Source organism: Veillonella seminalis (genome assembly GCF_003992065.1).
GTDB classification, from domain to species: domain Bacteria; phylum Bacillota; class Negativicutes; order Veillonellales; family Veillonellaceae; genus Veillonella_A; species Veillonella_A seminalis.
The window spans coordinates 32,086-45,539 of the sequence record NZ_RQUZ01000001.1; the positions used below are offsets into that span (position 1 = coordinate 32,086).

Below are 13,454 nucleotides of genomic sequence, written 5' to 3' on the forward strand. Positions count from 1 at the left end.
CGATAAAAATAGAATAGAAAATATAAAGATGTAAATTATGTTGAAACAGATGCAGTTCTTGACAGATACCACTCTGATTCACTGTTATTATAGCATAGCCGAATATTTATTGAAATATGATGTCGCAAGTATAAATAAACCGTATAAGAGCCGTTCACATACTCTCTGTGATGAATAAAAGTTCTGTGAGAGAGGAAGTAAGTTTTATGACGAATTATGAAAATTCGTATTGACTTCTTAATTCGCTTGTGTGTATAATTGAACAAAACATATAGTTATCATCTGCGAACAGGAAGAGTAGGTATACGAGTTCGGCTACAGCGAGTCGGGAATGGTGGAAGCCCGGTGCAAGAAAGTATAGTGAATGGACCTGGGAGATGTGGCCCGAACTGAGGGTAGGCGCCACCGGTCATCTCCGACCGTTACCAAAGGAGCGCGTATCGCCTGTATTGGGTAGGCCGTACGTAGTGAGCCGGGTCTTTTGACCAATCGGGGTGGCACCGCGGATTAACCTTCGTCCCTATATATTTTGGGATTGGAAGGTTTTTTTTATACCCATTTTTAGGAGGAGAACAGTATGGAGCGAATTCAAGATGTTTCGAAATTAGTATATACTCACGTACAAGGCGGTCAGTTCCGCTGGGTTACGGTGAGCACCTTAATGTTGGCGCTGGGCACGATTTTACACTTAGTGAGCCCAAGTGTGGCCGGCATTACACCGAACTGGATGATTGCTACGTATTGCGTAGCCATTCATTTAACCAGACCAAATTATCGTCAGTCTCTGGGGATTGGCCTTGTAGCGGCGCTCATTAACCTTATGACGTCGAAATCGGCGTTCCCGTATGCCAACCTTTTGAGTGAACCGGCCGGCGCACTTACCGCAGCTTTTGTGGTTCAGATGTTTAGCCGACTCAAATTCGGTCGTATGGTAGTGCCGCCGGTAGTATCCGGATTTTTCAGTACAGTCGTATCGGGTGGGATTTTCGTTACGGTTTTATATGTAGTGTTAGCCTTACCGACTGATGTATACGTAAAAGCTATATGGCCGTTAGTTCTTTTGGTAGCTGCCATCAACGCTGTTATTACACCGCTTTTATACGTTCCGGCACAGCGCTTATTCGCTCGCCGCGGTTATTTACCGAAAGCAGACGAAGTTATTTCCAGCGACCACAGCCAATATGAATTGACTCCGGCTACGGATGCTAAAATCTCGATTGAACATTTCTCATATTATTACGGCCAACAAACCAAACCGGCCCTTAAAGATATTAATTTAGTTGTAAATGACGGCGACTTCCTCGTAATTACCGGCCCTGCCGGTTGTGGTAAATCGACTTTATGTATGGCTATGATCGGTGCTGTTCCTAAGTTCTACGGCGGCCGCATGGAAGGTATGGTATTTGTTAACGGTAAAGCAACAACGCAGGCTGAAATATCCGAATTGGCCACTGAAATCGGCGTTGTTCTGGCAGATTATGATACTCAGCTCGTTACCATGACCGTAGCTGAAGAAGTGGCGTTTGCCATGGAAAACCGCGGCTACACACCGGAACAGATTAAAGAACGCAGCGCTGTAGTCTTCAAACAAGTCGGTCTTGAAGGTATGGAACAGCGTAAAATTCCAAGCCTCTCCGGCGGGCAACGTCAACGTTTGGCCATCGCTTCCGTATTGGCTACGAATCCTTCCATCTTGGTATTGGATGAACCGACCAGTTCCCTGGATCCTGAAGGGACCGCTGAATTGTATCGCTTAGTAGGTGCCCTCAACAAAGAGTACGGCATTACCGTAGTCGTTATTGACCATGATTTGCATGCAGTTCTTCCGTATGCCAACCGTATGGCGCTTATGGTGGATGGCGAACTTCGTACCGATTCCTTACCGGAAGAAACGCTTCGTTATATGTATGATCACAATATCTATGTAGACGCGTTGCCATCGATTTTCACAACGTATATGCGTTTAGAAGCGGCCGGATTTACTTTTGAAAAACCATGGCTCAGTGTGGCAGCCGCCAAAGCGGGGCTTAAAAGCTGATTCATTAAAATTGAGTAATTAAGGGCTAACACTTTAAGGCCAATGATTAAAAAGTAAATGATTTAAAACTTAGCGAATTAAGGCTATAGATTGACAGTGAAGAACGAATTCAAACAATAGGAGGTTCGTATGCTGGAAGTAAAAGGCTTGCGTTTCGGCTATGTGCTGGGCCAAGATATTATAGATAATGTAGATTTTTCCATCGGTGAAGGCGAGTTTATCGCTATCGGCGGTCGTAACGGCTGCGGCAAAACAACGGTGACTCGTTTGTTGATGGGACTCGAAAAACCGCGCAGCGGCAAAATTTATTATAACGATACAGATATTACGGCGTTACCGCCATCAGAACGGGGGCGTTTTATCGGCTATGTATTCCAACAGCCGGACCGTCAGATGTTCCGACCTACCGTTGCTGAAGAAGTAGCATTCGGACCGGAACAATTAGGTTATACCAAAGCCGAAGTGGCCGATATTACCTCTAAAGCCTTGGTAGACACCGGTATCAGCCACTTGCGTGATGCGTATCCGCCGACTTTACGTCGCGGTGAAAAACAGCGCGTGGCCATCGCCTCGGCTCTTGCCATGAAATCCAAGATTTTGATTTTGGATGAACCGACCAGTGGTCAGGATGGCAAGGAAACACGGGAATTATTGGAATTGTTGGAAACCTTACGTGCCACTGGTCTTACCATTATTCTTGTTACCCATGATATGGAAATTATGGCCAGTCATTGTACGCGTGCCATTATCGTAGGCTACGGCACGAAAGCTTTTGACGGGAAGCCGGAAGAATTATTTACGAAACGTGATGATTTATTTGATTTGGGGCTTACTAAACCGCCTTGCGTGGAATTGGCGGAAGCCGTACCGGGACTCGGTTATTGCAAATCAATGGCAGAATTTGAAGCAAAAATGTTGAGCTTAAAGGCTCGCAGTTAGGAGGAACCATGCAACGATTAGTACCATTTACCAAAATATTAATGACCATCGCATTTTCCGCATGGGCTGTCCTTTTGACAACGACTTATGAATTGAGCCTTTTATTAGCCTTGGAATTGGTAATTTTATTAGTTACCGGTTTGTTGGTTCGTCAATATAAAGCCGTTTTAACATTAGCCGCTTTTGCCGTATTTTTGGCTGTTGTTCAATTCCTCGGCGGCGGTACTTTGGAATCGGCGTATGTAACCGGTCTTCGTATGCTTTGTATGACGATGGTATTTATCATGCTCTTGGCGACGACCAAATTGCAGGATTTGACGGCCGCCTTGGTAACGCAGTGTAAAATCCCTTACGAATATGCCTTTATGTTTACCGCAGCACTTCGATTTGTACCGGATTTCATTGCGGAAAGTCATGCCGTTCAAGAAGCACAAGCTTGCCGCGGCCTCGCTTTGGAAGGCAATTTCTTTAAACGCTTTGCCTCCTACGGATCCGTTATTCAGCCTTTGTTGTTAAAATCCTTGGGCCGCTCCGAAACGATGGCGTTATCCTTGGAACTTCGCGGTTTCGGCAATAAAGACCACAGCTTCGTTGCCACCGTTGGTATGCGTGCTTTGGATTATGTCGTAACAGCTGTTTTAGTGCTTATTACGATTGCCATTATTATGTATGTGCGAGGCGCTATATGAGTAATGATATTCCCGATATGAACGGTAACCAGCCTTTTAATAACAGTCACACAACAAATGTGGCGACTCCCATCGGCCCGAAGGCGGCTCAAAATCAGTATCCCGTGGCCGGTAATAATCAGTATGAAGGGCAGTTGGCTGACGGACATATTCATACTGAACTTTGCCCGCACGGCAGCGGCGATAAGGTGGCAAGTATTATTGAAAAAGCCATTGAATTCGGTTTTTATAAACTTTGCATAACGGAACACGCACCGTTGCCAAGCGGTTTCAGTAAACGCTATAAAGGCGATCCGGAAGGTTTGGCTACGGCGTCGCTTCGCATGGATCAAGTAGAGCCGTATTTGGCTTTGGGCAATGAGCTGCAACGCGAGTACGGACAATACATTAATTTGTCGGTCGGTTTTGAAGTGGATTTTTTACCCGGCTTTGAAGCGGCTACACAGGAATTCTTAAATATGGTGGGGCCGTATACGGGCGAAAATCTTTTATCTGTTCATTTTATGCAGGGCGCTAATGACGGTTTTTGGTGCCTTGATTATAGTGAAGCCGAGTTTGCCAAAGCGTTTGGTCAATATTTGACAAAGCAGGATGTTTTATATCGACGCTATTTTGAATTGGTATTGCAGGCGGTGCAAACGGATTTTGGTCCGCATACACCGGTGCGCATCGGTCACATTGATGTGATTAAAAAGTATCAAAAGCATTTTAATTTCAGATCGTCTTATGATCAACAGACGCAACAGGTAATTATGGAAATCTTGCGTACCTTAAAAGTACAAAATCGTATGCTTGACTATAATGTAAGCGGGGTTTTCAAGGCAAACTGCGGTGAAATGTATCCGAGCCCTTTTATTCAGGGCATGGCCTATGTCTTGGGTGTACCGTACATGATGGGATCTGACTCACACAGCTTGGATGCGTTTGTTCGAGCCTGGAGTGTGTAGTTAAAGCTCAAGAGAATAACTTGAAGCTGATATAGTCGCCCTTCCGAGCGGCGGCAAGCGTAAATCAGAAATGGGAAATCAAATAGAGAGAACAATAAGATAATAAGTCTTTGGCTGTATGATTGATACAGCTAAAGGCTTTTTTATTTATGTTGTATTTCGCTTGAAAACATTAATTCATTCCTTAAATACATAATTGCTATGCTTAAATGAAAGTTGACTATCCCGGTTTGAAAGTGTATTATAACTTTAATACTTTAGTTAGATGAAGAATAAAAGCAGAGATAAAACTGGATGGAAAGAGAGAGTAGGGAGCAGGTATGAGACAAAAACGTTTACCACCGGGATTTCGTGATGAGTTTGGCGAAGAAGCACAGAAAAAAGCGGCCCTTAGTCACGGCTTGGCCAAATGTTTTTATGAACGGGGCTATACCAAGATTAATACGCCGCTGATTGAATACAAAAATATATTTGATGATTACGACTTGGCCGTGCAACAACGGATGTATGAAGTCGTTGACAGTTCGCAGGAACGCATGGTAGTGCGCCCTGATCTGACATTGCCGATAGCTCGTTTCTTGGCTAATATTCAAGTGAATTTGCCAAAGAAATTCTATTATATCGGTGATGTTTTGGCTATGAATCAGGCACATCGCGGCTGGGCCAATCAAGTAACGCAGGCGGGGATTGAACTGGTCGGTTATGCTTCTGAACAAGCGGAGTTGGAATGTTTGCTGATTATTAATCAGGTCAATCGTTTATGGCTCAATAATCGCCTCTATGTGGAACTTAGCGATGCTCGTTTTGCTGAAACGGTAGTGGCGGCTCTGGGGCTCAGTGAAAATGAACGGACTGCCTTATTTGATGCTTTATTTAACAAAAACCTGCCTGTTTATGAACGTTTAATTGAATCATATGCGGAAAATACTTTATATTCATTACTTAAGATTTGGCCGCGCCTTTTCGGATCCATTGATGAAGTAAAACGTGAACTGGAGGCCATTATTTTACCGATGAATGCGCAGCGTTTGGTGAACAGAGTCATGGAAATGGCTCAGGCCGTGCAAAAATTATCGAGTCAGCAGGTGAGGATAGATTTTAGCAGCCCCGCACCACAGCCGTATTATACGGGAATTACGTTCCGCGGTTATGTTGACGGTGTAGCCAGTTACCTGGTGAGCGGCGGTCGCTATGATAAATTACTCGCCAATTTTCAAAAGGAACCGACTTGTGCGGTGGGCATGGGTTTTGATTTAGATGTATTAACCGAAGTGGCTCATATCGAAGTGCCGAAGGCACAACCGATTTATGTATACGCAGAGTTCGGTGCTTGGGATAAAGCGGCCGATTATTTGCTGGCACATCCGGCCTATAGCTTGGTATTGGCGGATACATTGGCGGAAGCTCGGACGCAGGCTAAAGCTGACGGAGCGAAGCTTTATGTAGTTACAGCGGAAGGGGTGAAAGCTGATGCTTAGTATTGCGTTGACTAAAGGGCGTGTGGAAGAGCAAGTCATTCCGTTGTTTGAACGTTGCGGCATCGACTGTGAACCGCTTCGAAATAAAAAGCGCAAACTTGTTATTAATTTGGGCGATAATTTAAAAGTGATTTTGGTAAAAGGTGGCGATGTCTTGACCTATTTAAATAATGGGGTGGTTGATATCGGTATCGTAGGCAGCGATATTTTGGATGAGCAGCAAAACACGGGCTATGAGTTATTGGATTTACAAACCGGTCGTTGTCAATTCATTTTAGCATCGCTGGCAGGCTATGATATGAATGAACCGCGGCGTCACACTATCGGCACAAAGTATCCGAATATTACGAAACGCTATTTTGCGGGCCGCGGTAAAGATGTGGAAATTATCAAAATTGAAGGTTCTGTGGAGTTGGCACCGCTTATCGGCTTAGCGGATGCTATCGTGGATATAACGGAAACGGGTACAACTTTGCGTGAAAATAATCTTCAGATTTTTGACAAACTGAGCCCGATTTCGACTCGCTTGGTCGCCAATCCTTTGGCTCTTAAACAAAAACGGAGTGAGATTTTTGACTTGGTAGATCGGTTAAAAGCGGCTCGGCAGTCGGACGATTTTAAATAGCTTTGAGATATATACTTGGGATATTTAATTTGAGAAAAACAGGAGAAAGGGTAATAGTATGAAAATATACAGAGAACCGTTGGCCAAGATGCTGTCTTTGGTCAATCAATATACAGCGGCCACAACAGACTTGGTTATTGAACAACAGGTACGCCAGATTATTGAAACCGTTATTGCTAAGGGTGATGCCGCTTTACGTGATTACAGCGAAAAATTCGACGGGGTGAAGTTGACGGATTTAAAGGTAAGCGAAGAAGCGTTGGTAGAAGCGTATAATTCATTGGAACCGGTGTTAAAAGAGGCTTTGGAAGTTGCCAAAAACAACATTGAAGCCTTTCACAAACGCCAAATTGACCAGAGCTTTATCGACCTTGATACACCGGGTATTATGCGAGGTCAGAAAGTGACGCCGTTAAAGCGAGTGGGCATTTATGTACCGGGCGGTACCGCCGCTTATCCGTCCACGATTCTGATGTGTGCGTTACCGGCCAAATTAGCGGGCGTGAAGGAAGTCATTATGGTGACACCGCCTCAAAAAGACGGCATAGCACTTATTGTGTTGGGGGCGGCCAAACTGGCCGGTGTTGATGCGGTGTATCAGGTTGGCGGAGCTCAGGCCGTGGGTGCCCTTGCATACGGTACCGAATCGATTCCGAAAGTGGATAAAATCGTGGGCCCCGGCAATATCTATGTGGCCACGGCTAAACGTCAGGTGTTCGGCCAAGTATCCATTGATATGATTGCGGGACCTTCGGAAATCGGTATTCTGGCGGATGAAACGGCGAATCCCATTCACTTGGCCGCCGATTTATTGTCTCAGGCAGAGCATGATAAACGGGCACGGGCTATTTTAATTACCGATAGTGAAGTATTGGCTCATGCCGTTGCGGATGAAGTGGAACGACAACTACAGACTTTACCGCGTCAAGACATTGCCCGCACAGCCATTGAAGAACGCAGTTTTATTGCCATTATGGATTCTGTTGCCGATATGTTTACCTTAATGAATGAAGTGGCGCCGGAACATTTGGAAATTCAATTGGCCAATGCCATGAATTATATGAGTTTGGTTGAAAATGCCGGCTCCGTATTTCTCGGTTCGTACACGGCTGAGCCGTTGGGCGATTATATGGGCGGCCCGAATCATGTATTGCCGACCAGTGGCACAGCTCGTTTTTCCTCACCTCTCGGTGTATATGACTTTGTAAAACGCACAGCTTTTATGCAATTTTCCAAAGAACGTTTGGCCGAATTGGCACCGCATATTGCTACCTTGGCTCGTACGGAAGGTTTGGAAGGCCATGCCCGTTCCATTGAAGTGCGTTTTGACCAAACAAAAGATTTTTCCGTAACGGATGAGGCGGAGGTCGTTGGCTATGGACACTGATTATAAAGCGGCTAAGGCCGTTAATGGCAGCGAAGCGGTTAATGATAAGGCATCGGCTTCACCGCGTAAGGCTGCGGTAACACGGGTTACGGCGGAAACAAACATTGCGGTGGCTCTTAATTTAGATGAACAAACCGGTATTGATGTGAGTACCGGTATAGGCTTTTTTGATCACATGCTAACGCTGTTTGCCAAACATGGTCGTTTCGGTTTGACGGTTAAGGCGCATGGTGATACTTATATTGATGCGCATCATACGGTAGAAGATGTGGCTCTTGCTTTGGGACAGGCTCTTACGCAGGCCTTGGGTGATAAACGGCAAATTGAAAGATATGGTGATGCCTGGGTACCTATGGATGAAGCTCTGACTCAGGTCGTGATCGATTTGAGCGGCCGTCCCTATTTAGTATTTAAAGCAGACTTGCAAACTCCTTTGTTGGGGAGCTTCGAAACGGAATTAGTGGAAGATTTCTTCCAAGCGCTTGCCATGAACGGCCTTATGAATCTTCATGTGCGCAATGAATACGGGCGTAATACTCATCATATTATTGAGAGCATGTTTAAAGCCTTGGGCCGAGCCTTGCGTAAAAGCGTAACAGTCAATGAGGCCATTGAGGGCATTAACTCAACTAAGAGGAGTTTAACCGTATAGAATGAAAGATTTGGCACAGTCGGTTATGAGAGAAGAGAAGGTACATGAATGATTGCAATTATAGATTATGATGCGGGGAATACCTTTAATGTGCAAAAAGCGTTCACTTATTTGGGGATTCCCAACGTGTTGACGGCGGATAAAGAAATTATTTTAAGTGCCGATGGGGTTGTAGTACCGGGCGTGGGAGCGTTTCGTCAGGCTATGGATACCTTGAAACGACGACAACTGGTGCCCGTATTGGAAAACGTGGTGACCGGTCGTATTCCTATATTAGGTATTTGTCTGGGGATGCAGTTGTTATTCGATTCGTCTACTGAGTATGGTGAAACGGAAGGACTCGGCTTTATTCCGGGAACGGTTGAGGCGATTCCGCAAGACTTGGGGATCATGGTGCCGCATACCGGTTGGAATCGTAATCGACTGCTGGATGCAACAAGTCCTTTTAGTTGTATTGACGGTGAATATACCTATTTTGTTCATTCCTATTATGTGAATTGCGATGCCCGATATATTACGGCAACCGCTGATTATGGTATTGAAATTCCGGCTGTAGTGGCAGCGGGGAATGTGTATGGCATGCAGTTCCATCCTGAAAAAAGCGCCGCCATAGGTCTTCGTTTGTTGAAGCGCTTTGGTGAAATATGCCATGGCGAATACAAAGGGGAAGTAATGGCATAATAGAATTTTAGTAAGGCTGTATTAAATTTATAGCCGATGTCGTGAAAATTCAAAGACATTATTTATAGTGAAATTTGATAATTAAAATAATTCTTAAAAGTTAGTGTTTGTTGTATATAAGGGTCGGTACTGCACATTTTTTTATAATAAAGACTAATACATTTTATAGAAAAGTTCGATATAAAATGTAGACATATGTAAAATAGAGGTGTATATTATAAAATTATACATAATATAACAGCAGTACATAAAGGAGGGGATGACCGTGATTTTTCCGGCCATTGATATACAAGACAAACGCAGCGTTCGTTTATATAAAGGTGATTTTGATAAGGAAATAGTAGTTAATTACAGTCCGGTGGCACAAGCTGAAGACTATGAGGCAGCCGGTATTAAGGCACTTCATGTGGTGGATTTGGATGGTGCTAAAGCCGGTAAACCGGTCAGTTACGATATTATTATCGGTATTCGTCAAGTTTTTAGCGGAATTATTGAAGTAGGTGGCGGCATTCGTGACGAAGAAACTATTAAAGCGTATTTAAATGCCGGTATCGACCGTATTATTTTAGGTTCGGTCGCTTTAAAGCAGGCGGAATTTACCAAAGAGATGTTGGCTACTTATGGTTCGGAACGAATTGTAATCGGTGTTGACGGCGCCGACGGCAAAGTGGCTACGGAAGGTTGGGTTGAAAAATCCGATGTGGATATGAGCCATTTAATTCGTGAGATGATGGCTGCGGGAGCTAAACATTTTATCGTAACGGATATTAATCGTGACGGTACTATGCAGGGCGTTAACCAGGAATTATTGGTTAGTTTGCATGAACAATTTCCGGAAGCTCGTATTATTGCATCCGGCGGTATTCGCAACGCCGGCGATATTGTAGCACTTCGTGAAGTCGGTATTGTCGATTGTATCGTGGGTAAGGCTTTATATGAAGGCCCGTTAGCCTTGATGGATATTGTTGCTTTAGAAAAAAGTGAATTAGCAGGGACGTTGATCGAACCGTCGCCTTACTATACGCGACAAATTCATAAAGAATCAGCATCGTTGTAAGTTAACTACTAACTTAAAAGAGTCTACCTTAAAATATAAGCCTTGATATTTTAAAGCTTATAAGAGTGATAAAGGAGTAGCGAGACCATGTTGGCAAAACGTATTATCCCCTGTTTGGACGTGGATAACGGTCGTGTCAAAAAAGGGGTAAATTTTATAAATCTGGTTGATGTGGGTAATCCCGTAGAGATTGCCGCTTCCTATGAAACACAAGGTGCCGATGAACAGGTATTTTTGGACATTACGGCGACGACGGAAGGTCGGGGGACCTTTAAAGATGTGATTTCCGCTATATCTAAAGAAGTATTTATGCCGCTTACCGTAGGCGGCGGAATTCGTACCGTTGAAGATATGCAACAGTTATTGCAGGCCGGTGCGGATAAGATTTCTTTAAATTCGGCTGCATTGGCCAATCCCCGGCTTATCCGTGAAGGGGCTGAAAAATTTGGCAATCAGTGCATCGTTGTGGCTATTGATGTGAAAACGGATCCGCTTACCGGTGAACGGTACGCTTATAGTCATGGGGGCCGTAAAAAGACGGAGCGCTTGGCCTATGATTGGGCTCAAGAAGCAGTAGCTTTGGGAGCCGGTGAGCTGTTGGTGACAAGCATGGATAAGGACGGTACCAAATCCGGCTTTGATATTGAATTATATGAGCGTCTCGGTGAATTGGTACAGGTACCGATTATTGCTTCCGGCGGGGCCGGTACGGTGGACCACTTCGTGGAAGTTTTTACAAAAACTAAGGTAACCGGTGCTTTGGCAGCCTCTATTTTTCACTTCGGCGAAATAACGATTGCTGAATTGAAAGATGTGTTGCGCGCCCATCATATTCCGGTTCGCTAGGAGGCGTATTTAAGATGGCTGAGAATGTTATATATACGGCGGGGGACAAAAAGGCAATTGATGACTTGATGCCCGATTTTGCCAAGGGTCAGGGGTTATTGCCCACGGTGGTAGTTGATACGGTTACTAAGGAAGTACTTATGGTAGCCTACATGAATCAGGAAAGTTATGAACGGACGTTACAATCCGGTGAAACCTGGTTTTGGTCGCGTTCACGTCAAGAACTATGGCATAAAGGTGCCACCAGCGGTCATACGCAAAAGGTGGTAAGAGCGGCTTTGGATTGTGATCGGGATACATTGCTGTTGGAAGTCATACCGAATGGACCGGCTTGTCATACAGGCGCACGGAGCTGCTTTTTTAATGAGATTAAACTCAAATAAAAATAGTTTGGGAAGGCTTAATAAGAGAGAGGGACTATTATGACGCAGGAATTGGCGGAATTATATGAAGTCATTAAGAATCGGCAATTGAAGCCGAAAGAAGGGTCCTATACGAATTATTTATTCGAAAAAGGACTGGATAAGATTTTAAAAAAAGTAGGCGAAGAGGCTACCGAAGTGGTTGTTGCGGCCAAAAATGAAGGCACTGAAGAACTTGTCAGTGAAACAGCGGATTTACTGTATCATGTATTGGTTTTGTTGGTTGAAAAAGGAATTCCTTATGAAGCAATAACCGAAGAATTGGCTCGTCGTGAAGGACGCATCAGCAAAACAACGGATAGACCTGAAATAAAGAATTTGTAGCCTGTGTAGGTCCACCCGAGAGCGGTGGGCCTTTTTTAAAAGGCATATCTTTGATGGATATAAGAAGAAAGAGAGCTTGGGTATGAAAGAGAGTATTAAACAATTAAAACCATATATTCCGGAAGAGCCGGTGTCAGCTTTGCAGGCGCGTCTGGGTGTGGAGCGTGTAGTTCGTTTATCGGCCAATGAAAATCCGTACGGCACATCGCCGCAAGTGCGTGAAGCGGTCCTTAAGTATGTGACCGATCATGACAGCAGTCAGTATCCCGACGGTAATGCCGGTTCTTTGCGTACCGCCTTGGCAAAACATTTAAACGTGCCGGAATCATCTCTTGTTATCGGGGTGGGCCTTGATGAAGTTATTACGATGTTAAGTCGTGCCTTTTTGACTGCTAAGGACTCCATTGTTATCAGTACACCGACTTTTTCGGAATATGCTTTGAATGCCCAATTAGAGGGGGCTCAGATCAAAGCTGTGCCTTGTGATGCGGTTACGGGAGCTGCGAATCCGGACGGTATGTTGGCGGCTATTGATGATACAACTCGCCTCGTGTGGCTTTGTAATCCGAATAATCCGACCGGTACGTATTGTTCGGTATCGGCCATTCGTGAGTTTATGCGGCAAGCACCTAAAGATGTGCTTGTTTTGATAGATGAAGCCTATATAGAGTTTGTTACGTCAACAGATTCGGCCAGTGCACTGCCGTTACTGGCGGAGTTTGGCAACATGGGTTTGATGAGGACTTTTTCAAAAGCCTATGGGCTCGCCAATTATCGGGTCGGTTATTTAGTGTTGAGTCCCGAGTTGTCCAATTATGTGCAAGCCATCCGCTTGCCATATAATCTGAATAGTGTGTCACAAGTAGCGGCGGAAGCAGCCTTACAGGACCAAGCCTTTATTGAACGTGTTGTTGCGGCTAATGCTGTGGAACGACGTAAATGGGAAGCTTGTCTTGATGAACTTAAACTTCATTATTATCACAGTGAAGCCAATTTTATCTTTGTGGAATTCCCGACGACTGAAAAAGCACAATACGTGGCTGACTATTGGTTGCAAGCGGGCTATCAGGTGCGATCCGGTCTCAGTCCGAAGTGGTTGCGTATAACAATCGGTCAGGCCGATGATTGTAAAAAAATGCAGATATTACTAAAAGAATGCAGATATTACTAAAAGAATGCTTGGTTTAATACTATCTTTTAAGCCTTTTGCCGATAATGTTTTGAGCTTTTTAAAAGAGGTTTAAAGGTAATAACTATATATTAATTATTGTTAGAAGATACGAAGCCCTTGTCTGAATTTAGGCAAGGGTTTTTGCATGAACTTATTTTCCGGCTGAACATCTTGGCAAATGTGTTATGATAATATAGA

At 44.4% G+C, this 13,454-nt stretch carries 13 protein-coding genes, 1 pseudogene and 1 other annotated feature; all 14 genes and pseudogenes read left to right on the plus strand.

Going from position 1 to position 13,454, the window contains the following annotated elements; translation table 11 throughout:
- The first annotated feature begins 275 nt into the window (after positions 1-275).
- Positions 276-525 (plus strand) — a binding site (T-box leader).
- A gap of 52 nt (positions 526-577) precedes the next feature.
- The 14 genes and pseudogenes from EO126_RS00150 to hisC all read left to right on the plus strand — a co-directional run bounded on the left by EO126_RS00150 (position 578) and on the right by hisC (position 13,256).
- Positions 578-2,038, plus strand: a complete 1,461-nt coding sequence (locus tag EO126_RS00150) for an energy-coupling factor ABC transporter ATP-binding protein (RefSeq protein ID WP_127006861.1) — start codon at positions 578-580, stop codon at positions 2,036-2,038.
- A gap of 129 nt (positions 2,039-2,167) precedes the next feature.
- Positions 2,168-2,977, plus strand: a complete 810-nt coding sequence (locus EO126_RS00155; protein WP_127006863.1) for an energy-coupling factor ABC transporter ATP-binding protein — start codon at positions 2,168-2,170, stop codon at positions 2,975-2,977.
- An 8-nt stretch (positions 2,978-2,985) separates the two neighbouring features.
- On the plus strand, positions 2,986-3,666 hold the full coding sequence (locus EO126_RS00160; RefSeq protein WP_127006865.1) for an energy-coupling factor transporter transmembrane component T family protein: 681 nt from the start codon (positions 2,986-2,988) through the stop codon (positions 3,664-3,666).
- On the plus strand, positions 3,663-4,613 hold the full coding sequence (hisJ, locus tag EO126_RS00165) for a histidinol-phosphatase HisJ (protein ID WP_127006867.1): 951 nt from the start codon (positions 3,663-3,665) through the stop codon (positions 4,611-4,613). Before EO126_RS00160 ends, hisJ begins: the two co-directional genes overlap by 4 nt.
- Positions 4,614-4,933: 320 nt before the next feature.
- On the plus strand, positions 4,934-6,091 hold the full coding sequence (locus tag EO126_RS00170; RefSeq protein WP_127006869.1) for an ATP phosphoribosyltransferase regulatory subunit: 1,158 nt from the start codon (positions 4,934-4,936) through the stop codon (positions 6,089-6,091).
- A pseudogene (hisG, locus tag EO126_RS00175) lies at positions 6,087-6,716 on the plus strand (ATP phosphoribosyltransferase); the annotation flags it as partial. The gene EO126_RS00170 and the pseudogene hisG, both read left to right, overlap by 5 nt.
- Positions 6,717-6,774: 58 nt before the next feature.
- Positions 6,775-8,103, plus strand: a complete 1,329-nt coding sequence (gene hisD / locus EO126_RS00180; RefSeq protein WP_127006871.1) for a histidinol dehydrogenase — start codon at positions 6,775-6,777, stop codon at positions 8,101-8,103.
- The gene (gene hisB, locus EO126_RS00185; RefSeq protein WP_127006873.1) at positions 8,093-8,755 is read left to right on the plus strand and encodes an imidazoleglycerol-phosphate dehydratase HisB; all 663 of its coding nucleotides are present in this window, start codon (positions 8,093-8,095) and stop codon (positions 8,753-8,755) included. The genes hisD and hisB overlap by 11 nt, the downstream gene beginning before the upstream one ends.
- Positions 8,756-8,803: 48 nt before the next feature.
- Positions 8,804-9,436, plus strand: a complete 633-nt coding sequence (hisH, locus tag EO126_RS00190) for an imidazole glycerol phosphate synthase subunit HisH (RefSeq protein WP_127006875.1) — start codon at positions 8,804-8,806, stop codon at positions 9,434-9,436.
- A 259-nt stretch (positions 9,437-9,695) separates the two neighbouring features.
- Positions 9,696-10,493 carry a 1-(5-phosphoribosyl)-5-[(5-phosphoribosylamino)methylideneamino]imidazole-4-carboxamide isomerase gene (hisA, locus tag EO126_RS00195; protein WP_240631425.1) on the plus strand — a complete coding sequence of 266 codons (798 nt, stop codon included), beginning with the start codon at positions 9,696-9,698 and terminating at the stop codon, positions 10,491-10,493.
- Positions 10,494-10,580: 87 nt separating this feature from the next.
- Complete coding sequence (gene hisF, locus EO126_RS00200; protein ID WP_006555309.1) at positions 10,581-11,339, plus strand: imidazole glycerol phosphate synthase subunit HisF; 759 nt, start codon at positions 10,581-10,583, stop codon at positions 11,337-11,339.
- 65 nt (positions 11,340-11,404) lie between these two features.
- The gene (hisI, locus tag EO126_RS00205) at positions 11,405-11,722 is read left to right on the plus strand and encodes a phosphoribosyl-AMP cyclohydrolase (protein ID WP_127007120.1); all 318 of its coding nucleotides are present in this window, start codon (positions 11,405-11,407) and stop codon (positions 11,720-11,722) included.
- Positions 11,723-11,761: 39 nt separating this feature from the next.
- Positions 11,762-12,085: a phosphoribosyl-ATP diphosphatase gene (hisE, locus tag EO126_RS00210; RefSeq protein ID WP_127006879.1), complete on the plus strand. Its 324-nt coding sequence runs from the start codon at positions 11,762-11,764 to the stop codon at positions 12,083-12,085.
- An 82-nt stretch (positions 12,086-12,167) separates the two neighbouring features.
- Entirely contained in the window at positions 12,168-13,256 is a 1,089-nt protein-coding gene (hisC, locus tag EO126_RS00215; RefSeq protein ID WP_127006881.1) for a histidinol-phosphate transaminase, read from the plus strand.
- Positions 13,257-13,454 lie beyond the last annotated feature (198 nt).